Raw genomic sequence first — 26031 nt, 5'->3', positions numbered from 1 at the left:
TTGTTTCGACCGGACCCGGTTTTTTCGTTGGATAAAGAGTAAGACGTTTAATGGGCTTTCTCGTCGCCCAGTATCATTTTGGCCAGTGTCCACCAGCAAATCATCAGGTCGAGTTTCATCGACCGTTTCTGGATGTAAAATAGGTCGAGCCGCAGGCGGTGCTGCATTTGAATAAGCTCGGCCGTTTCGCCCCGGCAGCCGCGGGCCTGCGCCAGACCGGTAATGCCGGGCCGAACGGCATACCGGTTGGGGTAGTTGGCCATGGTGTGCCAGTGCTCGGCATCGAGCCGAAGCGGGTGCGGGCGCGGCCCGACCAGGCTCATCTGGCCGGTCAGTACGTTGATCAGCTGCGGTAGTTCGTCGAGGTTCGATTTGCGCAGAAAGGCACCCAGCTTGGTTATGCGGGGGTCGTTACGCTGGGCCTGTCTGAACTCACCGTTGGGGTCGAAGGTCATAGTCCGAAACTTCAGGCACCGGAAAGGCACCCCGTTGCGCCCCATCCGGAGCTGAATAAACAGCGCCGGTCCCGGCGAGGTAAGGCGGACCAGTATACCGATAAGCGGCAGTAGCCACGACAGTATGAAAATCAGCAGCAGCAACGCGATGAGCACATCAAAAAAACGCTTACCGAAAACCGCCCGGCTGGCCGGCGTTACAGTTGTGGTGGGTTGCGTCGATGCAGATCCGCTGAAGGTGGGAAGAGACATATCGAGCATAGGAGGGAGCGGTAAAGTGGAAGCAGCGTATGGATAAGTAGACAGTTAGGTGCGCAGTCGGCGTATGGTTCGTTTTTCGGGTTTACTGGTGGTTTCGTAGTACCCGCCATAGGCGTAGCCGTACTGGAAAGATTCGCTGTGGCCAACGCCGTTCAGGATCAGATTCAGCCGGTTGAACCGGTTATCGCGGTAAAGTCCGTCGATCATTGTCAGGTAAGCTTTGGGCGTATGATCGTGGCGAACCATAAAGAGCGTGGCGTCGGCATGGGGCGCAATGAGCTGGGCATCGGTAACCAGCCCGATCGGGGGCGAGTCGACAATGACGTAATCGAAGCGGGTGCGCAGTTCGGCAAAGAGCTGGCCCAGCTGCGGGCTGCTGAGTAGTTCGGCCGGGTTGGGCGGTATGGGCCCGCTGGTGATGATGTGATAGTTCGGCAAACCCGGCACGTCCTGCAACACCGCATCGAGCGGGGCTTCCTGAATCAAATAGTTGCTCAGGCCAACGGTATTAGCCATGTTCATGACCTGGTGCAGTCGGGGCTTGCGCAGGTCCATCTCCAGAATAACGGTTGGCCGATCGACCAGGGCCAGGCTGGCCCCCAGGTTGAGCGACAGAAAGGATTTGCCCTCACCCCCGATGCTCGATGTGAAGAGAATGATCTGGCTGTCGGTTGGGTTGGTTCGCAGAAACTGCAGGTTGGTACGCAGCGTCCGGATTTGTTCGGCAATGGCCGAGCGCCGACCCGATACCATCACCAGCGGATCGTTGGTGCGGCTGGCGGCAATCTCGCCCAGAATCGGTACCTGCGAAGCCGACTCGATATCGGTCCGCTGGCTGACACGGTCGTTGAGAGCATCGCGACCAGCCATCACCCCAACAGGCAGCAGCAGGCCGGCCAGCCCGAAGAGCAGAAAAATAGTGGTGCCCACAGGCTTGACGGGCGTGCGACCCGTGCGGGCTGGGTCAACAACGCGGCTGTCGGCTACGGTAGCGGCAAACGACAGCGCCGTTTCTTCGCGTTTGCCCAGCAGGTACGTATACAGCTTGCTTTTAACCGACTGCTGCCGGGTGATGTCGACGAGTCCCCGTTCTTTACGGGGCACGGCGCTGATCCGTTTTTCGAGCAGCTGGTTGGTCCGGGACAGTTGCTGGCGGGAATGCGTCAGCTGCTGCCGCAGGCCAGCTACGTGATCGGTAAGACTGGTTCGTGCTGCCGCGATCTGACTCTCCAGCGCCAGCAGCATGGGGTTCTGCGGCCCTGTCGTGCGGCTCAGTTGCTCGTGCGCCTGTTCGAGTTTGCCCAGCTGCCCCACCAGCATCACCAGTGTGGGGTCGTTGAGGCCAAAGGTAGCCGGCGCCAGGCCCGGCTCGTTGCCCTGCCGACGGGCATACTGGTCAATGGCATCGACAGTGCCCAGCTGCATGGCCGTCTGGTTCAGCTGTTCATCGTTCTGCTGGATGGTTTTCAGAAAGAGCTGCGATTGCTGGCCAAGGTCTACTACCTGCTCGGCGGCTTTATACGTGGCGACGTCTTTTTCAACAACGGCCAGCTCATCAGCAATGAGTTTAAGGCGATCGTCGATAAACGACAGGGTGCTGGCGGCCAGCCGGTTTTTGTCGGCAATGGCGGTCCGGTTGTACTCGTCGATCAGGGTGCTTAGAATAGCCCGGGCCTTACGGGGAACCGGATCGAGGAGGGCCAGTTGCAGCACGGTCGATGCCTTGCTGGTGGGTGTCACGGTCAGGTTTTTGAGAAACCCCTCAGTGACCTCCGCAGGTTTGCCAATGGCCACGATCAGCGGGCCGTCGCTGGTGCGGAAGGGCTGGCGTACCAGCACCCGCAACTGGCCCTGCGGCAGGCGGATCGATGTATTGGTGGGGTAAGTACGCTCGTTGATGGTTACCTGGGCCGGGTTCACCAGCTGCATGGTCAGCGGGGTCTCGTAGAGCGCAGGGGTTGCTTTTTCGACAACCACCCGCAGGGGCGACAGGTCATAGCAGTCCTGGTTGCGGGTTGTGCCGGGGACCAGGTAGCGCACCGCCAGCCCCAGCCGGTCAACAACGCTGGCCATCAGCGCATACGACTGCAGAATCTCGACTTCATTCTCAATAACTTTTTTCGGCGCCAGAATATCCATCTCTTTCAGGATACTGGTTTCGCTGAGCCCCTTCTTGTCGTCTTTGATGAGCAGACTGGCCTGTGTCTGGTACACGGGTGTCTGAAACTGCAGATACCCGTAGGCAGCGGCAGCGGCACCCAGGGCCGACGCTACGAACCACTTCCACTGCCGGGCATACCGCATCAGCCGTACCCGGATGTCGGGGTGGGGGGCCGCTTCGTAGAGCGGGTAGGGAGCAGATGCGGGTTGGCTGGCCATGTGTTTCTGTTCGGGTAAGGTTTATGCACCGCCCTATGCGCGGGCAATAACCGGGGCTGTAACCGACAGCCTGCCTTGCAAAATCGGTGCCAGCGAACCATTCTGCTGTGCCAGTTCGGCTGTGCGCCGACCGTGTGGGCGAAGCGAAAACGCACTGATAATCAGCTTGAGATTCGCGCGTGCAGGGTACGAATGGGTAAGATGACCAGCGTTGGAGACAAGGCCCGCCCGGGGGGCGATGCGTAGCGAGGCAGCATGTGATGGGCGCATAAGGCAGGCAACAGCCAGCTGGCTGAACAGATAGTGGAATAGGTTGATTATCTACTAGTTAGATTGATTGTTGAGGCCGTCGGCAGCGAGCAGGTCGGATCATATGAGTAGTTTTTGCACCGGATACAGGCTTACAGAGAGGCTTAATATTGACTCAAATATAGTAAATAAGGTGTTTTCTTTATTTGATTATTGTTAACAAATGGACTGATTTTTCCCAAACTAGTTGTTTTTTCAGCGGACGGTCGACCTAAAAAGGACGAACTCCATCCGTTCAGACAAAAAATGAAAACGTACTGGTAACGGCCCGGCCGATAAGTATATTCAGCAGGTAGGCGTCTAATCCGTAGAACGTTTCGTCTACGAAAAATAAAAAAGGCCGGGGGCCAACCGGCCTGTCAAACAAGAATGTTTACATTTGTAATGTTACCTAAGTTGGTTAAATAGTAATAATAGATTTTTGAAAACAGCCCATGAGCCACCTTGTCAGGGTATGCTATCTCTTCCTGTTCGTACTGTCAACCTGGTCGATCGGGCGGGCTGCGCCGGTCTACCCCGACAGTAGCCGGCGCGCGCAATCGGTGAGTCTACACCTGGGCACCACGGGGCCTCGCCTGTTCTACAACCACGCGTTGCTACCCGCCCACCGACTGAGCGTCCGGGCCGGGGTTCAATATATAGCCTATCGGCAGCCGTTTCAGGTAGCCGTTTCGAAAGAATCGAACCTGACGCTCTCGCCCGATTTCATGATTGGGGTGGTGCAGGCTGGATTGGTCTGGCGTCCGTTCAAACGCGGCTCGTTTTTTGTAACGGGTGGGGCAGGATACACCTGGCATCCCAACCTCAACGTAGTCATGACGACCGATAACAAGCTGGATCTCGATGGCATCGAACTAACGCCCGAAGACGTCGGAACGGTGAATCTGGGGCTGCGCTGGCACTCGGTGGTAGGCTATGCCGGCCTGGGCTTCGGCCGGACCATACCCCGCCGGCGGGTGGGTGTCGGGGTCGAGCTGGGTGTGTTCTATCTGGGACGCCCGCGCGTTAGCCTGGACTACAGTGGTTTTCTGGAGACGACAACCATCGATGAACAGATTCCCCGTGTCGAGCAAAACCTGGCCGGCTATCGATACCTGCCTTCCCTGAACGTCACGGTCACTTACCGACTCAACCGACCTTAACTGTTTTCTGTCATGCGCATGTTGCGGCTGCTTAGTCTGTTTGTTGTGATGCTGGCACTGATTGATGCCTGCCAGAACCCGCTCGAAGGCGTAAAACTGCGCACCAAAGATCCAATCAATACGGGCGTGATCGAGGTGCGGTTATATGATCCGGCGGGTAACCCGCTGCCCAAAACAAGTCAGGTACAGCTGGTTGGGCCCGATGCCGACAAGCTCGTGACCACCCTCAATACCAACCGATACAAAGTCAATGCCGACGGTGTACTGTTGCTGGCAGCCATGCCGGGTGTGGTGGCTACTGCGCAAAAGCCCCTGCGCTTTACGGTGGTTGTGGAGGCCGATGGCTACCTGACGGTGGTGCAGCCTTTTACGATTACCAACGATAGTCGGGTAACCCGGGTGGTGCGCTGGATCAATCTGGAGAAGCCGCCCCGTACGCTGGCGGCCGGCCGTATAAAAGGGCGCGCCGGTGCCGATGGGGCTATCTCGGGCCCAATGGCCCTGCTCACACCCTCGCCCGCCGGCTCCGAAGACAAAGCGTCGGTAATTCTGGAGCCGGGTACGCAACTGACCGACCGCGATGGGGCTCCCGTAGACGGCGATCTGACGCTGACGGCCCTCTACACCAATGCCCGCGATGGGGCGCTGACCAGTCAGGTGCCGGGCGGGGGGATACTTTGGAATGTGGGGGCGTTGACTACGGGCACGTCGCTGGGTACGATGCGGGTAACCTCGCTGGCCGGCTCCATCACGCTCGAAGCCTTTGCCCGGGAGTACCGGCTGGCCCACGCCAGTTCGCAGCCTATCAAATGGCGCATGGATTTGAATCCGAATACGATCAACGGTAAAACAGGGCGGCCCATTCAGGCTGGCGACCGAATTCCGCTCTACAGCTACGATGCCATTACCAACCGCTGGCAGGAAGAAACGCCCGGGCAGGTGGTTCGAACCGTGACAGGTGGGCTCGAGTATCAGGCTACGGCCACCCGGCTGGTGGCTTACGTGGCTACCTGGACCGATGCCGTCTGCGATGCGGGGCCGGTGTTCAGTGTGAGCAGCAAACTGGCCAATGTCGATGTTAATTACCTCTGTAAACTGGTCAATGTGAGCACGGGGCAGGTGATTAGCAGCTTCTACGCCAACATTAACAACAACGCCCTGATCCGTATCTATAACCAGCCCTCGGGCCTGCGGCTGAAGCTTCAGGTATTCGATGAAACCGATGCCTGGGGGAAAGGGGCCAAGGGCGGCCTGATGGCCGAATCGGGCGTAGCGGAAAGTTGCAACCAGACGCCGGTGGGTATTTCGCTGGCTGCCCTGCCGGTGCCGCCGGTCATGAATCTGGAGTTCTCGTTCTCGTGCCCCGGCGGTACGCAGCTCGATGAGTCGTTACTGCCTTCGCTCATCAAAACGCAGTACAGCGAGGTGGGTAAAGAAAACTGGCGCGATCTGTTTTCGGCCACGCGCACCGAGCGTAAAGTGGCTTCCTACAAAATTCAGGTAGGCCGGCGCTACGACTTCCGGGCCAGCACCGATGGGGGCGCCACCTGGCCCCTGCGGGAAAATAATTACCTGGTCGACAAGCCCGAGTGGAGCCTGAAAATCCGGTCGGAGGCCTACTGTAAGTAGCGAAGGGGCATTTTCAGGAAACGGGGCGTACCTTGCAGGTCTGAATCCATGCGTATGTACCTACACCTGCACCCGGTCGATCTGCGCCTTACCACCACCTTTACCATTGCCCACGACAGCCGCGATGTGCAGCCCACGCTGCTGGTTGCCCTGAGCGATGGGCCCGATGGACCCACGGGGCTGGGCGAAGCCACCGCGACCCGCTATTATGGCGTAACCATCGAGCGTATGGTGGCCGTGCTGGAGTCGATTCGGCCGCTGATCGAAGCCCACGAACTGACCGATCCGGCCGGGTTCCATGCCCTGTTGCAACCCTATCTGGCTGCGCATCCGTTTGCGGCCTGTGCCCTCGATCAGGCAGCCTGGGACCTGTGGGCCAAACGGCAGGGTACTCCGCTTTACCAGCTCTGGCACCTCGACCCGGCCCGCGCCCCGCTCACCAATTATACCATCGGCCTCGACACGCCCGCCCGCATGGTCGAGAAGATGACCGCGTTTCCGTGGCCGCTCTACAAGATCAAGCTGGGCCGGCCCGATACCGATCTGGCGACGGTGGCTGCTCTGCGCGCCCATACCGACGCCCGCTTCCGGGTCGACGCCAACGGGGGCTGGACGGCTGAGCATACGCTGACGCTGCTGCCGGAACTGGCCCGGCTGGGTGTCGAGTTTATCGAACAGCCGCTGCCGGCCTCGGATATAGCCGGTGCCCGGCGCGTGTTCGAGCAAAGCAAGCTGCCCATCATTGCCGACGAAAGCTGCATCGTGGAAGCCGATGTGGAGCGCTGCGCAGGCCTGTTCCACGGTGTCAACATCAAGCTGACCAAATGTGGCGGGCTGACCCCCGCCCGGCGTATGATCGACCGGGCCCGCGCCCTGGGCCTGCAGGTCATGGTGGGCTGCATGACCGAGTCGAGCGTGGGTATTTCGGCCATCGCCCAACTGCTGCCCCTGCTCGACTACGCCGATCTGGACGGTGCGCTGCTCATTGCCAACGACCCTGCCACGGGCGTAACGTTCCGGGAGGGGCGGGTTCAGTACGCTGCCGAACCCGGCACCGGCGCCCGGTTGCGCACCCCATAATTGATTGACCCGCCGGTCGACCGCTCCGTTTTACGCTGCTTATGCCTACTCCGTTCACCATCGATCAACTGCCCGACCGGGTCATTACGCAGGCCGGCCAGTCGTATCTTTTTTTCAGTGGTACCGCCTATCTGGGCTTACCGCAGCTGCCCGCTTTTCGGGCACTGGTGGCCGAGGCCATGCAGACTTACGGCACTTCGTACGGTAGTTCGCGCAACGGAAACCTGCGGCTGGGGCTGTATGAGCGGGTCGAAGCGCAGCTGACCACCGCCGTGGGGCCAGCCGCCAACCGCCCCGCTGCCGCCCTTACCCTGTCGTCGGGCATGCTGGCCGGGCAACTGGTGGTGCAGTGGTTGCGACAGCCCCACACCCGGTTTCTGTATGCCCCCGGCACCCATCCCGCACTCTGGGCCGATGCACGCCCTGAACTACCAGCCGGTACGCATGCCGAGTGGGCTGCGCAGCTGGGTGCTCAGGTACGAGCACTGCCGGCCGGGCAGCCCGTGGTGATTCTGACCAACTCGATCGACGCCCTGCAATCGGTGCCCTACACGTTCTACTGGTTGTCGACACTGCCGCTCGACCGGCCCGTCACGGTGGTTGTCGATGATTCGCACGGGCTGGGGGTGCTCAACGACGGGCGGGGTATCTGGGCACAGCTGCCGCAGCGGCCCGGTCTGCGTCTGATACTGACCGGGTCGCTGGCCAAGGGCATGGGCCTGCCCGGCGGGGTAGTTTTTGGCGATGCCGACACGCTGGCGCAACTGCGGCAAACGGCGTTCTTTGGGGCCTGCTCGCCTATACCGCCGGCCTATCTGGCTGCCTATGAACAGGCCGGCCCGCTGTACCGGGCGGCCTACGACCGGCTGCTCGCCAATGTTGGTCTGGCCGAAAAGCTGCTACTGCCCACCGGGCTGTTCAGGCAGGCACCCGGCTACCCCGTCTTCAGCACCGACGATGCCGGTCTGTATCCGTACCTGCTCGACCGGGGCATTTTTATGTACTCGTTTGCCTACCCCGGCCCCGCTGATCCACCCAACAACCGAATTGTCATCAGCGCTTTTCACACCCCCGACGATATCGCAACCCTCGCCGATGCACTCTATGCCTACGCTGACTAAGGGCCGCCGGGCGCTGCTGCCCGCGCTATTGCTGCTTCTGCTGGGGCAGGCATTGGCCCAGCCCCGCACCGATAGTCTGCTCAGCCGGTTGCTGCAGCAGCATGCCGCACAGTTGGGGCCGGTGTGGCGCGACCCCGCTCGCTATGATGTGCAGATTCTGTACACACAAATTGACCGCGATGCCCGCAACCGGCCGTCGTTCCGCTCGTACGGGTACCGACTCGACAGGAACCGTTATTTCTATCCGGCCAGTACCGTTAAACTGCCCGCCGTGTTGCTGGCGCTGGAAAAACTAAACGAACTGGGTATCGATCCGGCGTCGACGATGCTCACCGACTCGGCCCACGCCGGCCAGACCCGGCAATACACGGATCCGACTTCGGCCAGTGGCCTGCCGTCGGTTGCGCACTATGCCCGCAAAATTCTGCTGGTGAGCGATAACGACGCTTACAACCGGCTGTTCGAATGGGTGGGGCAGTGCGGTATGAATGAGCGCCTGTACCGCAAAGGCTATCGCGATCTGCGCATCGTACACCGGCTGTCGGTGCCGGTCAGTACTGAACAGAATCGCTACACCAATCCCATTCGCCTGCTCGATTCGGCTGGCCGGCTTCGCTACACCCAGCCGGCACAGGTGTGTGCCGACCCGCCCCGGGCCGGAGCGCCCATCCTGCGCGGAAGCGGCTACATGACCCGGGCCCGTACGGGCGATTCGCTGGTGCGCCAGCCGTTTGCGTTCACCGACAAAAACAGCTTTCCGCTTCAGGAGCAGCAGGCCATGCTGCGGGCCGTGCTGTTTCCGGAGTCGGTGGTGCCGGCGCAGCGCTTCAACCTGACCCCCGCCAATTACCGCTTTCTGTATAAGTACCTCTCGCAGCTACCCCGCGAAACCACGTATCCGCATTACGACTCGACCTATTACGACAGCTACTGCAAATTTTTGCTGACGGGCGACCGTAAAACGCCCTTTCCGCCGTCGGTCCGCCTATTCAACAAGGTGGGCGATGCCTACGGCTACCTGATCGACAACGCGTACATCGTGGATTTCGAGAAAGGCATCGAGTTCATGCTGTCGGCGGTGGTCTACGTAAATGACGACGGTATTTTCAACGACGATCACTACGAATACGACACCGTTGGCCTCCCGTTTATGGGCAACCTGGGCCGCATACTCTACGATTACGAAGCCGCACGGCCCCGCCGGCACCGGCCCGACCTGAGCCGCTTTCGGGTGAGCTACGATAAACCCTGATCGGTTACCGGATTATAAGGGCAGCAACGGAACGGAATTTGCAGGACAGGTCAGAAAAAGACGTTGCCATGATGATCAAACGAATGATTCCGGTTGTGCTGATGGGTTTGCTGGTGGGCTGTACCGGCGGGGGCGACCCCGAACCTGCCATTTCGGGCGTTTACACGATCACGCAGTACGTAACTCCCAGTGTGGGCAGTGCCACCTCCATCACCTACAATTTTCCCTATACTAACCCGCAAAACAACCAGGTATACACGGGCGTGGTCAGCGTAGGGTCGCGGCCGGGTGGCAAACTGATGATGGCCTACGGGTTTGGCATACAGGGCTATCTACCCCGTACCGATTCGCTGCTGCTGAGCGTACGGTCGGCCGGCGGGCAGCGCTACGATATGTACGATGGAGCCAACAAAGTAGGTACACTCGACAACACCACGCTGTCATACGACAGCCAGACGCTGATCAACAGCCAGCTCTACGACGTGCGTATCCGGGCGAAAAAGTAAGTGATTTTCAGGCGGGTCTGACACGGAATGCGCCTTGTGAGCGTATAGGTAGTAAACGACTCAGCTTCATGAAAAAAACATACCTGATGCTCCCGGTACTGATGGTTGCCCTGGCGGCCTGTTCGAAAAGCAACGATGTGGCTCCCGACGCCGGTACCCGCGTGGCCGGCGACTATCCAATGACATTTATCCGGCTCGATTCGGCGGGGGTGTTACTCGACTCACTTACCCTGCCCTATAAAGTCGGTGGCCAGACCGTGGTATCGGGGCTGATTCGGGCCACCCGCATCAGCGAACAGGTCGATAGCCTCACCGTTACGCTGAGCCAGGCCGGCTCGACCGACGATGTATTGCCACTGGGCCGGGTCGATGTTACGGCCAATGGCACCGGCTATGACTTCTACGTGCAGACCCTGAAAGTAGGCAGCAGCGACGGCACAACGATCAGCATCGACACCGACCCGACGCAGCAGAGTTTGTACCGCTATTACTTCAAGGGGAAAAAATAGCGGCCCCGCCCATACAGAAAAGGGGGCGCCCGGATCCGATCCGGTCGCCCCCTTTTCTGTAGCGTGATTTACTTTAGCCCCGACAGGAAGGCGAGGCTACCGGGCATCTGTTCCATCGCCCGCGATGATTCGTCTTCGATAAAAAAATGCCGGACCCCCGATTTTCGGGCCTGCTTCATAATGGCGGCAATACCCACGTCGCCCTGTCCCAGCGTCACGTTCGACTCGACATCGGCGTGGCCCGTATTGCTGTCGGGCGTACCCGGTTTACGGTCTTTGAGGTGCATCAGCAAAAAACGTTTGGGGTACTTCTGCAACAGCGCCACCGGATCGTAGCCCGGCGATTTCACCCAGTACACATCCATCTCGAAATTGACGAATTTGGGGTCGAGGTTCTCGGCCATGTAGTCGAAAAACGTGCCGTCCTTAAACGTCTGAAACTCGTAGCCGTGGGTGTGGTAGCAAAGCATCAGCCCGTTGTCGGCCAGCAGACTGCCGGCGGTGTTGAACACGTCGATGGCTTTGTCGGCATCGAACTGGGAGAACGTGTCGAGCGGATGCGGGATCCAGGCGCACATCACGTATTTGGCGCCCAGCGCTTTGGCTTCGGCCACTATTTTGGGGATGTTGTTGGTGAGGTCGTCAAAACTGGCCCCTGTGCTGATGGCTTTGATACCGCGCTGGTCGAGCAGTTTGCGAAAGTCGGTCAGCGACAGGCCGTAGGTACCCGCAATTTCGGCTTCCCGAAAGCCCAGCGCCTTTACTTTGTCCAGCGTGCCGGGCACGTCTTTGGCAAACTCACTACGGAAACTGTAGAGTTGCAGGCCCACCGGGGCGGGCTTCTGAGCCTGTAGCCGGCCCGCCAGCAGCAGGCCGGCCAGCAGAAGAGAAACGATACGGGTCATGGTAAGGCGGGGTTTAGGAGGAAGGGGCCGCAACCAGTCGGCGACGGTCGGTTACCCGACAAACCACCAACCGGCCGCGCCCTACTTACTGATGCGTCTGGGTCGTGAACGTGCTTTCAAAAATCTTGTCGGCATTGCCGGCTTCGAAGCCATCGCGCCGGTGCGCCCGCCCGATCTGACTGGCCGGCAGGTGCGCAAATTCGGGCAGCACGCGCCGTTCGGCAAACTCGACGTATGAGCCCGCAATCCGGAACACATCGTCGGGGCCGCCGGCAGCACCCGCAAACGGCGCGTCGACCAGCTGCGCCACCGTTGAGGCCTGCCGGAGCCCCCCGTCGGGGCTTACCTTGATAATCCCACCCGCCCCGTTGAGCCGGAAGCCGCGCGCCTGCAGAAACGCCACGAAGCTGTCGATGGTGTTGTAGCCGGGCTTCAGGTTGTGGACGCTGATGGTAAAGTGGTTGAGGTAGTAGCGGTTGTAAATCACCCAGGCGGCATATTCACTTTCGGCCAGTAGCGTCTGGTAGTCGGCGAGGGTGGGCAGGGGCCATAGCGGCTGGTGCAGAAACCGGTCGACGGCGTCGGCATCGTCGAGGTCGAGGCTGTCGACCGGGTCGCTCGTAACCGTATCGGTATACCGGTGAATGATGCGCTGTGCCGATTCCGACAACTCGTGTACGCGCAGCTCACTGGCAAAAATGCGGGGCAGGTTACGGCCGTCGGCGGGGGGCGCATACCAGTAGGCCGACAGTTTCTTTTCGGCGAAGTTGTACGGGTCGCGTCGCTGGTAGCCGTAGTGCAGAAAAATTTTCTCGAACGAAGCCAGTCCCAGATTGGGTACACCCAGCGTTCGGAACGCGATATGGTCGTTTTCAATGGCATCGGCCGAGTCGACGATGCCCGCGTCGAGCATGGCCTGCACGATACCCTGCACGTCGGGCACCCGGTCGCGGTAGCGCTGCATGAGGCCGTCCAGCACCTGGTCGAGCGTAGTTGGTGATGAAGTAAGCATGGTTCTGTCGGTTTAGTCGGGAACGGCCGGACTAGCCCAGGCGGGCAGGGGCCGACCCACCCCCCAAAATACCAACTAACGGCGACAAACCGAAACCCCGCCACCGGCTGCGGGCCAGCAGCACCTCCTTACCCGTTTCGCTGTGTTCGATGCGGTGCAGCTGTTCGCCCTCGGAAACCACGGCCGACTGAGCCCGGAGCCTGTCGTTGAGGTGGCATTCGGCCCGATACACCAGATCCAGTTCGGCTATCTCGCGGGTGTGCAGCCACTGGTGGTCGATGCTTTCGAGCAGCCACTGCACATAGGCGACGTTGTTGACGTGGTGGTTCATGTCGATGCTCAGCCAGCCTACCTCTACCAGCTTTTCGGTGGCCCGCACAAACGCCTGATTCAGGAAGTCGGGTTTGGCGGGCAGATGGGGCTGGGGTGTAATGCCCTGCGGCACCACCAGCGACCGGATAAAGGCGGGCATGGGCACCATGGTACGGGTATCGGTAGCGAACACCAGCCAGGTGCTGGTAGCTTCGGCCAGCAGCGTGCCATCGTCGGCCAGTACCTGAAAGTCGCGGTAGATAAAATACTTTTCGACGGCCGTGGGGTAGGTAACCACCCGGATGGTCTGCCCGTAGGTGGGGTACTGGTGCATACGCAGCCGGAAGCGCATGAGCATCCAGCCAACCTGCCGGGTGGCCAGATCGGCAATGCCGATGCCGTAGGCCAGCGCGTTGCGGTTGGCCGCTTCCTGCATGAAATTCATCAGGGCCGGAACGCTGAGCCGACCGTAGGCATCGCAGTCGTAGCCGTTGATGGTAATGGTGTCCGTCTGGATATGGGTCATACGGCAAAGGTAGCGAGTAAACAAAAACGCCCCCGATACAGCGGGTGTATCGGGGGCGGTGCAGAACCAGCCGGCGGGCGGCTGGCTATACGGGCGATTACTTCGTACCGTAACGCTTGCGGAACTTGTCCACGCGGCCAGCGGTGTCGAGCAGCACGTTCTTACCCGTGTAGAACGGGTGCGACTGCGAGCTAACCTCGATTTTCACCAGGGGGTAGGTCTGGCCTTCGAATTCGATGGTGTCTTTGGTTTGAACGGTCGAGCGCGTCAGAAATTTGTAGTCGCTCGACAGATCGTGGAATACCACATCGCGGTAATCCGGGTGAATGCCCTTTTTCATGGTCTACTAGTCAGTTTCTTGTCATCTTCTCGGTTTCCGACCGAAAAGGAGTGCAAAGATAGGGGCTTTGCGCGGGAAAGCCAACGCCTTTTTTTACTTCTTTCTCAGGCAACTAGGCGAGTTGCCAGGCCCGCGCCGTTGCCTAACAATTCGGTAAAATGAGCTTGTTACCCATCCCGTTTTTTGATTAATTTTAGGGCTGTCGATAGCCGTGCTGCTTAGCGCTCGACAACCGGCCAGATCGAAGGGGCCGGGTCTTTTATCGATAAAATCAATCATTTTTTTTATTCCAATCCGGCTTCTGCGGCAGGACCTTGTTAAGTCGCTAAGACTGACGACGTAACAATTTATTAACCTGCCCGTCAGACTTGCATCTTTCTCAGAATCGACGGCCGGGCCGAACTATCGGCCTTGGTTTTTCGTCCAAATCAGGAGAACTTTAACAACGCATTCCGGCTGGCCCGCGTAGCGGCAGGCTCGTTCGCAGGCCCGTGCGTTTTCGACTTCGCAGACTTGTTTATTCATTCATATATAACGCTTTAACCCCAATCGCCCATGTTTGTAGTCAAACGCGATGGCCGCCGGGAATCGGTCAAATTCGATAAGATCACGGCCCGGATCGAAAAATTGTGCTACGGCCTCGACCCGGCCTACGTACAGCCTGTTGAAGTGGCCGTGAAGGTTGTCAGTGGCCTGTACGATGGCGTAAAAACAACCGAACTCGACAATCTGGCTGCCGAAACGGCGGCTTCGATGACCACCAAACATCCGGACTACGCTATTCTGGCGGCCCGGATCGCGATCTCTAACCTGCACAAGGAAACCAACAAATCGTTTTCCGGTACGATTAAAAAACTCTACCACTACGAAGATCCCAAAACGGGCGAAAATGCGTCGCTGATCTCGAAAGAAGTATACGATGTGGTCCGGCAACACGCCAGCCTGCTCGACTCGACGATCATTTACGACCGCGACTACGGCTACGACTACTTTGGCTACAAAACACTCGAGAAATCGTATCTGCTCAAGATAGACGGACGTATTGCCGAGCGGCCGCAGCACATGCTGATGCGGGTGGCTGTGGGTATCCACATGGGCGACATCGACGCGGCCATCGAAACCTATAACCTGCTCTCGGAAAAGTGGTTTACCCACGCGACCCCGACGCTTTTCAACGCCGGTACGCCCAAGCCGCAGATGTCAAGCTGCTTCCTGCTGACGATGAAGGACGATTCGATCGACGGCATCTACGATACGCTGAAACAAACGGCCAAAATCTCCCAGTCGGCCGGGGGCATCGGGCTTAGCATCCATAACGTACGGGCCACGGGTACCTATATCAAAGGCACCAACGGCACCTCCAACGGCATTGTGCCCATGTTGCGCGTGTTCAACGACACGGCCCGCTACGTCGATCAGGGCGGTGGCAAGCGTAAAGGCTCGTTCGCCATTTACCTCGAACCCTGGCATGCCGACATCTTCGACTTCCTCGACATGAAGAAGAACTCGGGGAAAGAAGAAGCCCGGGCACGCGACCTGTTCTACGCGCTCTGGACCCCCGATCTGTTTATGAAACGGGTGGAAGACGACGACGTGTGGTCGCTGTTCTGTCCGCACGAGTGCCCCGGCCTGGCCGACTGCTACGGCGACGAGTTTGAAGCGCTATACACTCGCTACGAACGCGAAGGCCGCGCCCGCCGGACGGTGAAGGCGCAGGAGCTGTGGTTCAAGATTCTGGAGTCGCAGACCGAAACCGGCACCCCCTACATGCTTTTCAAGGATGCGGCCAACAAAAAGTCGAACCAGAAAAACCTGGGTACCATCAAATCGTCGAACCTGTGTACCGAGATCATCGAATACACGGCCCCCGACGAAGTGGCGGTCTGTAACCTGGCGTCGATTGCGCTGCCGAAGTTTATCAAGCGCGACCCCGATGGCGTGATGCGTTTCGATCACCAGAAACTGTATGAGGTAACGAAAACGGCCACGCGCAACCTCAACAAAATCATCGACATCAACTATTACCCGGTTGAAGAGGCCCGGCGCTCGAACATGCGTCACCGGCCCATCGGACTGGGTGTGCAGGGGCTGGCCGATGCCTTCATTATGCTGCGCATGCCGTTCGAGTCGGACGAAGCCCGCCGGCTGAACGAAGATATTTTCGAAACCATCTACTTCGGGGCCATGACCTCGTCGATGGAGCAGGCCCGGGAATCGGGGCCCTACGAAACCTGGAAAGGGTCGCCCATCTCGCAGGGTATCTTCCAGTTCGATATGTGGGGAGTGAAACCCAAGTCGAATCGCTGGGATTGGGAAAGCCTGCGCAACGATGTGATGGAGCACGGTGTTCGGAACTCGCTGCTGCTGGCGCCGATGCCTACGGCCTCGACCTCGCAGATTCTGGGCAACAACGAGTGCTTCGAACCCTACACGAGCAACATCTATACCCGGCGCGTGCTGTCGGGTGAGTTTGTGGTGGTGAACAAACACCTGCTCAAAGACCTGGTGAAACTGGGGCTGTGGAACGATGCCATGAAGAACAACCTGATTCTGGCCAACGGTTCGGTGCAGCAGATTCCGAATATTCCGCAGCACATCAAAGACCTCTACAAAACGGTCTGGGAGATCAAGCAGAAACATATTATCGATATGGCTGCCGACCGCGGTGCCTATATCTGTCAGTCGCAGTCGCTGAACATTCACATTCAGGATTCGAACTTCGGCAAACTGACCTCGATGCACTTCTACGCCTGGAAAGCGGGGCTGAAAACAGGTATGTACTACCTGCGGACCAAGGCGGCTGCCGACGCCGTGAAGTTTACGGTAGTACAGCCGCAGGCCGAGCCGCAACTCGAAGCCGTGATGACCGAGGCTGCTCCCGTGGAGAAACCGCTCGACTACGTGCAGTACGCCAAAGAACACGCCACCAGCGCCACGCCCACGCCGGTGCCGATGGTAACCGATCTGGAACAGCAGTACGCGGCCATGACCTGCTCGCTCGACGATCCGGAAGGATGCGAGATGTGCGGCAGCTAGTGATCCGCCCTGATTTGATATGCCAACGCCCGGTTATGCCAGTCATAGCCGGGCGTTGGCATATTAGGGCTTTCAGGCCTGAACAGACTCGCCCCGTCTGAACGTTGTATGAACGATGAATAACCCCCTCAATCGACTGACTGCCGGGCTGCTTCTGTGCCTGCCGGCAGTGGGTGCCTGGGCGCAGACGCCCCCGCGCGAACGTACTGTTGCGTTTACGTACCAAACCGTACTGCGTGCCGACCCGACGGAAGCCGGGCCCACCGATCTCTGGATTCCGGTCCCGCACAACAGTCCGTTTCAGCAGATCAGTGATCTTCGCCTTGAGTCGCCGGTAGCCTACCGGATGGAGTCGGGCGCGTATGGCAACCAGTGGCTGCATCTGCATCTGGCGCAGCCACTGCCCGACAGTACGGTGGTGACGATGCGGTTTACGGCCCGCCGGCTCGAGCATCGGCAAACGCAGCTGGTGTCCCGTTCGCAGGCGGCTCCCTTACTGGCGGAGCCCGACATGGCCCGCTGGCTGATGCCCGACCGCCTGGTGCCAATCGATGGGCCGGTGAAACGCTGGGCGCAGGCCGTTGTCGACTCGGCCCAGGCCAAAACGGATCTGGCCAGGGCCCGCGCTATTTATAACCATGTTATCCGAACGGTGCGCTACGACAAAAGTGGAACGGGCTGGGGGCGGGGCGACATCTACTATGCCTGTGATGCCCGCCGGGGTAACTGCACCGATTTTCACGCCGTCTTTATCGGCTACTGCCGGGCCGTGGGTATTCCGGCCCGGTTTGCCATCGGGATATCGCTGCCGCCCGACCGCCCGTCGGGGCAAATCAGCGGCTACCACTGCTGGGCCGAGTGTTACCTGACGGGGATAGGGTGGGTACCGGTCGATGCGTCGGAAGCCGCCAAAAATCCGGCGCGCCGGGATTACTTCTTTGGGGCGCACGACGAACATCGCATCGAGTTTACGATCGGGCGCGACCTGCGCCTGTATCCGCAGCAGCCCGAACCGCTCAACTTTTTTGTGTATCCCTACGCCGAACGAAATGGGCAGCCGTATCCCGGGGTAAGCAGCCGATTCAGCTACCAGAACCAGCCTCGTTAAATGGCTGCCTGAGTGGGCAAAACGCAACGGGCCGCCCTGATTATCAGGGCGGCCCGTTGCGTTGCGGGTCAGTGGCCGTAGAGGTTGCGGGTCAGAAAGTCGTTTTTGAATTTGCCCGCCGGATCGTAACGCCGGGCCAGTGCCCGAAAATCGTCGAATTTAGGATAACGCTGCTGTAGTACGGCCGGCGCCAGGGTGAAGAGCTTGCCCCAGTGGGGCCGGGCGCCGAAGGGAGCCAGTTCCTGTTCGATGCGGGGCAGCAACTGCCGCACGGCCGGCCAGTCGGGTTTCCAGGTAAAGTGGAGCGCCGTGCTGGCCTGTTGGTAGCAGGGGCTCATCCAGAGCGTGTCGGCGTCGATGGTGCGTACTTCGGAAATCAGCAGGTGGGGGGTGATCTGGTCGCGCATCCGTTCGAGGGCCAGCATGGCCTCGACCGAGTGCTGGCGGGGTACAAAAAATTCGGACTGCAATTCTTTGCCGCTGCTGGGCGTGAAGCCCATCCGGAAGTGCGGAAGCCGCTCGTACCACGGACCGGGAACACCGAGCTGCGCAGTACAGTGCTCGGCCGAAATGGCCGCAATGGGGTGCAGTTCACGCGTGGCCGCCGTGGCGCCGAAGAGTGTATCGCCCGGCATGGCGTCGGTGCCAACACGGCTTTTTACCCACACTTCGCTCACTCGGTTCTGCTGCCAGTCGGTAAACAGACTGACACTGTAGCCGGTGCCCATGATCGCTTCGAAATGGTCTTTCAGTTGTGCCATAGGCAGGTTTTCGTAGACCCGTTGCGCCACCATGAACGTAGGTTCGACCGCCAGCGTCAGGCGCGTAACTACGCCCAGCGCGCCCAGATGCACTACCGCGGCATCGAACGCAGCGCGATCCTGCGCCCGCGACAGGGTGTGGGTGTCGCCGTTGGCATCCAGAAACGTCATGGCCTGCACGGCTGTGGCCAGATTCCCATTTTTCACACCCGACCCGTGGGTAGCTGTGGCACAGGCCCCCGCTACGGAAATGTGAGGCAGCGAGGCCAGGTTATGCAGCGCATAGCCCCGGCTGTGCAGCCACGGGGCCAGCTGGCCGTATTTGATGCCGCCATCGACGGTAACCGTATTGGCTGCGGTATCCAGCCGGATGGCCTCGGTGTCGGGGGGGAGGTTCAGTAGCTGGTCGCTGCTGTCGGCAATGGTGTTGAAGCAGTGTCGGGTGCCGAGTACTTTCAGCTTCGGGTGCTTACGAATCAGCGCAGCCGCTTCGGCAGTCGAGCCGGCGAGGGCGAGCCGATCGGTGCTGTACCGGATATTGCCGGCCCAGTTCAGCAGCGGTTCGCCGGGCAACCAGCCCTCGAAGGGCGACAGGAAAGGACTTGCCAGCATAACCGACGACAGTTTGAGAAATTCACGTTTTTCCATGACAAGGTACGAATAGGTTTGGGTACGAATCTACTTTTGGCAGAACGAGCTTGTCTGGCAGCCGCCATGACTTTCTCGATGCGCGGTGGGGCAATACCGTCGGGTTACGTATATTGGTCGACAAATCAACGGACTATGAAGCAGAAAGCAGGGTGGCAAATAGGTTTACTGATGTGGTTGCTGACCGCGCTGGGAGCACAGGCGCAGACCGACAGCGAGCTGATTCGGGCTGTCATAAGCGACGAAACGGATGCCTTCTATGCCCGCGACAAAGCCCGCTGGTCCAGCGCCTGGGTGCATAAATCCTACGTCAGCCTGACGGCCAGTCTGCACGGGGGCAACTTTCTGCTGCTCGACGGCTGGGAGAAAATCGAGAAGCAGTTTGCGGGTTATTTTTCCCGTCAGCGCAAGGGCGAGCCCGTGCAGATTCAGCACGACAACTTCAGCCTGCACCAGAACGGCAACATGGCCTTTGTGACCTACGATCAGACACTCTCGGATAACCGGGGCCGCACCGCATCGCGCGAATCGCGGGTGCTCGAACGAATAAATGGGCAGTGGAAACTGGTGAGCGTAGTGGCCATTAGCCGGCTGCGTGAATTTACGCTGGCCCAGTCGGCTGGCCGGCACTAGGTAGACTGGCCGAAACGAGACGCGGGAACGTGCATGCCGTAGGGCAGGCGCGTTCCCGCGTGCTGTATGGGAGTAGGGTACTGGTTAGGCGCTGTGCTGTTTCACCAGCCCTTCCAGCGTATGCAGCGGCTGAACGCCCGACTGCCGCCAGACGATCTTGCCGTTTTTGAACAGAATCATCGTCGGAATGCTCCGGATCTGGTACTGATTGGCCGCTTTCTGTGCCTTGTCGACGTTGATCTTGACCACCCGAACCTTGTCGCCGGCCCGGTCGGTGAGTTGCTTCAGAATGGGCGCCTGCTGCTTGCAGGGACCACACCAGTCGGCGTAGAAATCGACCAGCACAGGTTTGTCGCCATTGATAATGTCGTGGAATGTTTCGGCTCGCTGACTCATGGGCGTAACGTGTTTACGGGGCCGATAAAACTCGGTCGTACCTCCTAAACAACGCGAACTGGCTGGCGGTTCGAAACACCCGCTATCAGCTTTGGGGAGCCAGGGGCGACGTGCTGTTGACCACTGGCCAGACTCCCGGCCGCGGTACGCTGACGCCTTTGGTATTGCCCCGAACGCCCTGATCGCTGCCAAAATAATAGAGCGGCCAGCCTTTATAGGTGAGCTGCGATTGCCCAAACACGGTGATGGTGCCAAAATCGGCCCGGTTGAGCGATGAGGGCAGGTCGACTAGTGTTGTCGTGAAAATGGGCCAGGTCGGGTTGTTGCTCAGATCGGCTTTGGTGTAGTTGTTTTTGCCGCGTTTATCGTTGGCAAAGGCGTAGAGCGTGCGGCCCAGACTATCGGTCAGGTAAACCGACTGACCAGTGCCCTCTTTGGTGTCGAACGTGTAATTCTTACCATCGAGCCCCGTCAGTTGCCGCGCGCCCAGCAGCAGGCTGTAGTTGGGTTTGGCCACCAGCCAGGTGCCGCCCACGTTGTCGCCCGTCACGTCGCCGGCTTTGGCGTCGTTTTTAAAATAATAGAGCGGCCAGCCTTTGTAGGCTGTTTGCTTGCTGCCGTCGGTGCGGGTAATGGTGGTAAAGTCGGCGGCTTTCAGGCTGGCGCCCAGCGTTGGCGTCGCCTGATAAAACGCGGGCCAGGTGTCGAGACAGCTGCCGGTGCAGGTGGGTGTACCGTCGACATCGCCGGCGAATACATAGAGCGTTTTACCCCCGCTGCCCGTCAGCACAGGGCCGAGGGAAGTGGTCGTAAGCGACAGGTCGGGGCCGGGTGGTGTCGAATCTGAGGTACAGGACAGCAGAGCCGGGGCCAATAAGGCCGCCAACAGGATCGGACGTAAAATAGCGCGTATAGCAGGCATGGTCAACTGGGTGTTTTAGGATGGGAAAACAGAACAGTTGAACCGGTTCAGGGGTAGTACGGACCCGTTGGTCAATCGGTTGCGTCGACTGGTAAAAAAAGCGCGGTGGTGCCGGCGTTGCTTTTGGCCCGTCAAAGTAGTTGTTTCGTGCCGGCGCCACCGGGTAGTGGGGCCTTACCGTTTGTTTCGTTTGTTGTATGCGCTGTATCGCCCTGTTTCTCGCCTGCTTCGCCGTTCTGACCGCGCAGGCCCAGTCGTCGACCTATGCCGACACCATTGCCCGGCACCGGGAGACCTACCGGGCCGAATTTCTGAAGTCGCCGGGCGGGCCGCTGCATACCGCCGACGACCTGTCGTATCTGCGCTTCTACGCGCCCGACGCCCGCTACCGGGTGGTGGGCACCGTCACCCGCATCGACCGGGCCGAACCCTTCGACATGCCCACCTACAGCGGTACCACCAAGCCGCATGTGGCCTATGCCGTGGTCGATTTTGTACTGAACGGGAAGCCGCAGCAGCTCACCCTCTACCGCAGTCTGAACCTGATGAAGGTACCCGAATACCGCGATTATCTGTTTCTACCCTTTAAAGACGCTACCTCGGGCGAGACGACTTACGGCGGGGGGCGCTACATGGACCTGCGCCTGGGCGACATTCGGCAGGGTACCGTCGTGCTTGATTTCAACAAGGCCTATAACCCTTATTGTGCCTTTGCCGACGGCTATGCCTGCCCCATTCCGCCCAAAGCCAACCACCTGTCTGTCGCCATCGAAGCCGGCGAGAAAGTCTACGCAAAGGCGCATTGAGGGGAGATGGTGGAGTTGTAGGGTTGGAAAGTTATAGAGTTGGCGAGTTATGGGGTTGGCGTGTTACAGGAGGAATAGCCTGTGAAGTGACGGTGAAATACCCGATAAACGACAGTATTCTCCAAATGCTAAAGCCTTGATCGAGGAAGGCCAGACCGCCTGATCCCTGACAAGGATAGACACCAAAACGTCCAGTCATTCAACGGACTAATACTACAACCCGCCAACGTTAAAACGCTCTGACGCAGTAACGTTAAAACGCTACAACTCCATAACCAGCCAACTTCCCTAGTACCCCCACGCCAGCAGACCACCATCGACGGAGAGGGTCTGGCCGGTGATGTAGCTGGCTGCGGGCATGGCCAGAAACGATACGGCCGAAGCCACCTCGTGGGGTTCGCCGACCCGGTTCATGGGCGTGCGTTTCAGAATACCTTCCAGCTTGACCGGATTGGTCAGTACGGCCGCGGCCAGCGGGGTGTTGATGTACCAGGGAGCCACAGCGTTGACCCGAATACCGTCGGCGGCCCACTCCACGGCCAGGTTACGCGTAAGCTGCAGCATGGCGGCTTTGCTCATGCCATAGAGCGAGCCACTGCTCGTGTGGGTCAGCGCCGATACCGAGGAAATCATGACGATGCGACCCTGCCCCGACGCTTTAAGTAGCGGGTAGGCCGCCTGGCTCAGTTCGTAGGCCGAGCGCAGGTTAGTCGTCAGCACCTGATCGTATTCGGCGGGGCTGTACTCGACGGTGGGCTTGCGGATGTTCATGCCCGTGTTGTTGACCAGAATATCGAGGCCGCCCCACTGCGTCTGAACGGCGTCAATCAGGCGGGTGGCCGCATCGGGCTGGCCCATGTCGAGGGCCAGTCCGGCAACGGTATGGCCCTGCTGCCGGTAGGTGGTGAGCTGCTGCTGGAGCCGGTCGTTGTCGCGGGCAACGAGAAATACCGATGCCCCGAGATCGAGAAATTGCCGGACAATGGCTTCGCCAATGCCCCTGGTGCCGCCCGTAACAAGGGCCCGCTGGCCGCTCAGCGACCAGAGCGACGGAGGAGTGGAGGAGGAGAGTTGCATATAAACGGTCAACACGATTTTGCCGTTTCCTGTGCTGCAATGGCCGAAAAAACTATTTCCGTTGCCAATATCCGACAGCAGCCGTATTTTCAGCGAATCCCAACCAACGTATCGGTATGACCAACCAACTGGGGCTGCTGGCCGGACTCTGCCTGATGGCAGGCGTCGGGCTGGCCCAGAACAAGCCCAAACCCGAAGATGTCCAGACGTTCACGCTGAAGAACGGCATGAAGTTTATGGTGCTCGAAGACCACTCCATTCCCAACGCCAACTTCTACACGTTCTGGAAAGTAGGTTCGCGCAACGAAGTGCACGGCATTACGGGCCTGTCGCACTTCTTCGAACACATGATGTTCAACGGGGCCAAAAAGTACGGTCCCAAGCAGTTCGACCGGGTGATGGAAGCCAATGGCGGCTCCAACAACGCCTACACCACCGAAAACACCACGGTCTATACCGACTGGTTTCAGAGTGGTGCCCTCGAAACCATTTTTGATCTCGAAGCCGACCGCATCCGCGATCTGGCCATCGATCCCAACATGGTGCAGAGTGAGCGGGGGGTAGTGCTGTCGGAGCGCAGCACGGGCCTCGAGAACAGTAACTACCGCGTGCTGAACGAACTGGTACAGTCGGTAGCCTTTGTCGAGCACCCCTACATGTTTCCCGTCATCGGCTTCGAGTCCGACATCAAGCGCTGGACCCAGGCCGATCTGGAGCGGTACTTCAAAACCTATTATTCGCCCAACAATGCCGTGGCGGTGGTGGTGGGCGACGTAACGCCCGATCAGGTGAAAAAACTGGCTACGCAGTACCTGGAGTCGATTCCGGCCCAGCCGCTGCCCGACAGCCTGCGCACGGTGGAGCCCCCGCAGAACGGCGAGCGCCGGGCCACCACCTATAAAGACATTGCCACGCCCAACGTGCTGCTGGCCTACCACGTGCCGGCCACGCGCCACCCCGACTACTACGCCCTCGATCTGCTGAGTGGTATTCTGAGCACGGGCAACTCGTCGCGGCTGGTCAAGTCGCTGGTGCTCGACTCCACAATAGCCGCCCGCGTGTCGACCAACATGGATATCTCGTTCGACCCCAGCTTGTTTTCGGTGTATGCCGTAGCCGCCAGCAACGTGTCGGCCGAGCAGCTGGAGCGGTCTGTGCTCGCCCAGATCGACCGGGTGGTCAGCAGTGGAATCACCGATGAGGAGCTGCAGAAACTCAAAAACCAGAAACTGATGGAGTTTTACCACACCATGGAAACCATCAACGGGAAAGCCAACTCGCTGGGCACCTACGAACTGTATTTCGGCGATTACAAAAAGCTCTACGAAGCGCCGTCGCTCTACGAGAAAGTGACGAAGGCCGACGTACAGCGCGTGGCCAGAACCTACCTCACCGCCCGCAACCGCACGGTGGGCTATCTGCTGCCCGAAACCAAAAAATCGGCCGGTGCCAACTAACCCAGGATCATGAAAAAACTGCTTATACTCATTACGGCCCTGTTGCTCGTCAATGCGGCTACGGCGCAGACCTTCAAGGTGCCGCCCTACCAGAAAGTAAAACTTAAAAATGGCCTGACCATTTACCTCATGGAGCAGCATGAGGTGCCGCTCATCAACGTATCGGCGGTGTTCGATGCGGGCGCGGTGCAGGATGGCAATCGCTACGGCCTGGCCAGCATGACGGCCGATGCCCTGCTGTTTGGCAGTTCGCGCTACACCAAGGCCGAGCTGGAAGCCAAAACCGAGTACGTAGGGGCCAACGTCGAAACCTACGGCGGTAAGGAAGTGGCCAAACTGACGGCCTCGTTTGCGGTGAAAGATCAGGACCTGCTGTTCGGCATCATTCAGGATGTGCTGACCAGGCCCACGTTCGATCCGGTCGAGTTCGATAAGTTCAAGCAGCGCCTGCTGTTGCAGCTGACCCAGCAGAAAGAAAGCCCCCGGTCGGTGATCGGGTCGTATTTCAACCGGCAGCTGTTTGGCGACCATCCGTATGCCAACCCCATCAGCGGTACCCCCTCGTCGGTATCGGCCATCACGGCGGCCGACGCGCGGCAGTTCTACCTGAAAAACTACACGGCCGACCGGGCGGCCATCGCCGTCGTCGGCGATTTCAATACGGCGGCCATGAAAAAACGGCTGACCGATCTGTTCGGCAGCTGGAAAACGGCCCCGGCGACCTCGCCCCGGCTGGGCGAACCCCAGCTGGCTGCATCGGGCAACCGGGTGCTGCTGGTGAATAAAGACGATGCCCGCGAAACGACCTTTATCATCGGCAGCAAGGGAATCACCCAGAACAACCCCGATTTTATTCCGGTCACGGTGGTCAACACCATTCTGGGCGGTCGGTTCACGTCGTGGCTCAACGATGCGCTGCGGGTCAACTCGGGGCTTACCTACGGCGCCAGCAGCCGGTTCGGTACATTTCGCAACAGCGGTACGTTTGCCGTGTCGACCTTCACCAAAAACAGCAGCACCGTGCAGGCCATCGATCTGGCGCTGCACGTGCTCGACAGCCTGCAACGCACTGGTATCGACGAAAAAACGCTCAGCTCGGCCAAAAACTACATCAAGGCCGATTTTCCGCCCCGCTACGAATCGGCGAGTGCGCTGGCCAATCTGCTGACCGATATGTTTAGTATGGGTTTCGATGAATCGTTTATCAACAACTTTCAGAAAAACGTGGATGGGCTGACGGTTGCCAAAACCCGGCAGATCATCGATCAGTATTTTCCAAAGGCCAACCTGCAGTTCGTGCTGATTGGCAAGGCCGACGCCATTCGTGATAAAGTGGCCAAGTACGGTACCGTAACGGAGAAAGAAATCAAGGCCGAGGGGTTCTAAGTAACCAGCGCTTATCGACCGTTTACTCGCTGGTTGCTACCGCTCAGTCAATAATCATTGGAC

At 59.2% G+C, this 26031-nt stretch carries 23 protein-coding genes; 13 read left to right on the top strand and 10 right to left on the bottom strand.

Features of this window, described 5'->3' with window-relative positions; all coding sequences use genetic code 11:
• Window positions 1–47: 47 nt before the first annotated feature.
• Together ACYVAC_RS15820 and ACYVAC_RS15815 are read right to left on the bottom strand one after the other, a co-directional pair.
• The gene (locus tag ACYVAC_RS15820; RefSeq protein WP_461098717.1) at window positions 48–716 is read right to left on the bottom strand and encodes a sugar transferase; all 669 of its coding nucleotides are present in this window, start codon (window positions 714–716) and stop codon (window positions 48–50) included.
• Window positions 717–761: 45 nt separating this feature from the next.
• On the bottom strand, window positions 762–3095 hold the full coding sequence (locus ACYVAC_RS15815; RefSeq protein WP_461098716.1) for a GumC family protein: 2334 nt from the start codon (window positions 3093–3095) through the stop codon (window positions 762–764).
• A gap of 743 nt (window positions 3096–3838) precedes the next feature.
• Here ACYVAC_RS15815 and ACYVAC_RS15810 point away from each other — a divergent pair.
• The 7 genes from ACYVAC_RS15810 (at window position 3839) to ACYVAC_RS15780 (ending at window position 10643) form a co-directional block, all read left to right on the top strand.
• Window positions 3839–4546 (top strand): hypothetical protein, encoded by a 708-nt coding sequence (locus tag ACYVAC_RS15810; protein ID WP_461098715.1) that lies wholly within the window; start codon window positions 3839–3841, stop codon window positions 4544–4546.
• Between the two features lie 12 nt (window positions 4547–4558).
• Entirely contained in the window at window positions 4559–6175 is a 1617-nt protein-coding gene (locus ACYVAC_RS15805; protein WP_461098714.1) for a hypothetical protein, read from the top strand.
• 54 nt (window positions 6176–6229) lie between these two features.
• Entirely contained in the window at window positions 6230–7255 is a 1026-nt protein-coding gene (locus ACYVAC_RS15800) for a dipeptide epimerase (RefSeq protein ID WP_461098790.1), read from the top strand.
• Between the two features lie 41 nt (window positions 7256–7296).
• The gene (locus ACYVAC_RS15795; protein ID WP_461098713.1) at window positions 7297–8376 is read left to right on the top strand and encodes an aminotransferase class I/II-fold pyridoxal phosphate-dependent enzyme; all 1080 of its coding nucleotides are present in this window, start codon (window positions 7297–7299) and stop codon (window positions 8374–8376) included.
• Window positions 8360–9628, top strand: coding sequence for a serine hydrolase (locus tag ACYVAC_RS15790; protein WP_461098712.1), 1269 nt, complete (start codon window positions 8360–8362; stop codon window positions 9626–9628). The genes ACYVAC_RS15795 and ACYVAC_RS15790 overlap by 17 nt, the downstream gene beginning before the upstream one ends.
• 68 nt (window positions 9629–9696) lie before the next feature.
• Entirely contained in the window at window positions 9697–10134 is a 438-nt protein-coding gene (locus ACYVAC_RS15785) for a hypothetical protein (protein ID WP_461098711.1), read from the top strand.
• Between the two features lie 68 nt (window positions 10135–10202).
• Window positions 10203–10643, top strand: a complete 441-nt coding sequence (locus ACYVAC_RS15780; protein ID WP_461098710.1) for a hypothetical protein — start codon at window positions 10203–10205, stop codon at window positions 10641–10643.
• A gap of 68 nt (window positions 10644–10711) precedes the next feature.
• On the opposite strand, the gene ACYVAC_RS15775 is transcribed toward ACYVAC_RS15780, so the two are convergent.
• The 4 genes from ACYVAC_RS15775 to ACYVAC_RS15760 form a co-directional block, all read right to left on the bottom strand.
• Window positions 10712–11548 (bottom strand): sugar phosphate isomerase/epimerase family protein, encoded by an 837-nt coding sequence (locus tag ACYVAC_RS15775; RefSeq protein ID WP_461098709.1) that lies wholly within the window; start codon window positions 11546–11548, stop codon window positions 10712–10714.
• 85 nt (window positions 11549–11633) lie between these two features.
• On the bottom strand, window positions 11634–12560 hold the full coding sequence (locus tag ACYVAC_RS15770) for a 2-oxoadipate dioxygenase/decarboxylase family protein (protein ID WP_461098708.1): 927 nt from the start codon (window positions 12558–12560) through the stop codon (window positions 11634–11636).
• A gap of 31 nt (window positions 12561–12591) precedes the next feature.
• Window positions 12592–13398 (bottom strand): acyl-[acyl-carrier-protein] thioesterase, encoded by an 807-nt coding sequence (locus tag ACYVAC_RS15765; protein WP_461098707.1) that lies wholly within the window; start codon window positions 13396–13398, stop codon window positions 12592–12594.
• 97 nt (window positions 13399–13495) lie between these two features.
• Window positions 13496–13738: a type B 50S ribosomal protein L31 gene (locus ACYVAC_RS15760; RefSeq protein WP_176566371.1), complete on the bottom strand. Its 243-nt coding sequence runs from the start codon at window positions 13736–13738 to the stop codon at window positions 13496–13498.
• A 555-nt stretch (window positions 13739–14293) separates the two neighbouring features.
• Between ACYVAC_RS15760 and ACYVAC_RS15755 the strand changes: the two genes are divergently transcribed.
• Together ACYVAC_RS15755 and ACYVAC_RS15750 are read left to right on the top strand one after the other, a co-directional pair.
• Entirely contained in the window at window positions 14294–16774 is a 2481-nt protein-coding gene (locus ACYVAC_RS15755) for a ribonucleoside-diphosphate reductase subunit alpha (protein ID WP_461098706.1), read from the top strand.
• A gap of 115 nt (window positions 16775–16889) precedes the next feature.
• Window positions 16890–17882 carry a transglutaminase-like domain-containing protein gene (locus tag ACYVAC_RS15750; protein WP_461098705.1) on the top strand — a complete coding sequence of 331 codons (993 nt, stop codon included), beginning with the start codon at window positions 16890–16892 and terminating at the stop codon, window positions 17880–17882.
• A 68-nt stretch (window positions 17883–17950) separates the two neighbouring features.
• Here the strand turns inward: ACYVAC_RS15750 and ACYVAC_RS15745 are convergent, their stop codons facing one another.
• On the bottom strand, window positions 17951–19291 hold the full coding sequence (locus tag ACYVAC_RS15745; protein ID WP_461098704.1) for a D-arabinono-1,4-lactone oxidase: 1341 nt from the start codon (window positions 19289–19291) through the stop codon (window positions 17951–17953).
• Between the two features lie 171 nt (window positions 19292–19462).
• Between ACYVAC_RS15745 and ACYVAC_RS15740 the strand changes: the two genes are divergently transcribed.
• Window positions 19463–19924: a nuclear transport factor 2 family protein gene (locus tag ACYVAC_RS15740; protein ID WP_461098703.1), complete on the top strand. Its 462-nt coding sequence runs from the start codon at window positions 19463–19465 to the stop codon at window positions 19922–19924.
• Window positions 19925–20008: 84 nt separating this feature from the next.
• Here ACYVAC_RS15740 and trxA read toward each other — a convergent pair whose 3' ends face one another.
• The gene (gene trxA / locus ACYVAC_RS15735; protein ID WP_461098702.1) at window positions 20009–20320 is read right to left on the bottom strand and encodes a thioredoxin; all 312 of its coding nucleotides are present in this window, start codon (window positions 20318–20320) and stop codon (window positions 20009–20011) included.
• Between the two features lie 85 nt (window positions 20321–20405).
• Window positions 20406–21242 carry a hypothetical protein gene (locus ACYVAC_RS15730; RefSeq protein WP_461098701.1) on the bottom strand — a complete coding sequence of 279 codons (837 nt, stop codon included), beginning with the start codon at window positions 21240–21242 and terminating at the stop codon, window positions 20406–20408.
• 197 nt (window positions 21243–21439) lie between these two features.
• On the opposite strand from ACYVAC_RS15730, the gene ACYVAC_RS15725 reads away from it, so the two are divergent.
• On the top strand, window positions 21440–22048 hold the full coding sequence (locus ACYVAC_RS15725; RefSeq protein ID WP_461098700.1) for a DUF1684 domain-containing protein: 609 nt from the start codon (window positions 21440–21442) through the stop codon (window positions 22046–22048).
• 288 nt (window positions 22049–22336) lie between these two features.
• Here ACYVAC_RS15725 and ACYVAC_RS15720 read toward each other — a convergent pair whose 3' ends face one another.
• Window positions 22337–23125, bottom strand: a complete 789-nt coding sequence (locus ACYVAC_RS15720; protein ID WP_461098699.1) for an SDR family oxidoreductase — start codon at window positions 23123–23125, stop codon at window positions 22337–22339.
• A gap of 116 nt (window positions 23126–23241) precedes the next feature.
• Between ACYVAC_RS15720 and ACYVAC_RS15715 the strand changes: the two genes are divergently transcribed.
• Both ACYVAC_RS15715 and ACYVAC_RS15710 read left to right on the top strand, forming a co-directional pair.
• Window positions 23242–24582 (top strand): M16 family metallopeptidase, encoded by a 1341-nt coding sequence (locus ACYVAC_RS15715; RefSeq protein WP_461098698.1) that lies wholly within the window; start codon window positions 23242–23244, stop codon window positions 24580–24582.
• 9 nt (window positions 24583–24591) lie between these two features.
• A complete protein-coding gene (locus tag ACYVAC_RS15710; protein ID WP_461098697.1) occupies window positions 24592–25968 on the top strand; it encodes a M16 family metallopeptidase in 1377 nt (458 codons plus the stop codon).
• Window positions 25969–26031: the final 63 nt, after the last annotated feature.

The organism is Spirosoma luteolum (assembly GCF_054778875.1).
This window is presented reverse-complemented; position numbering and strand designations above follow the sequence as displayed.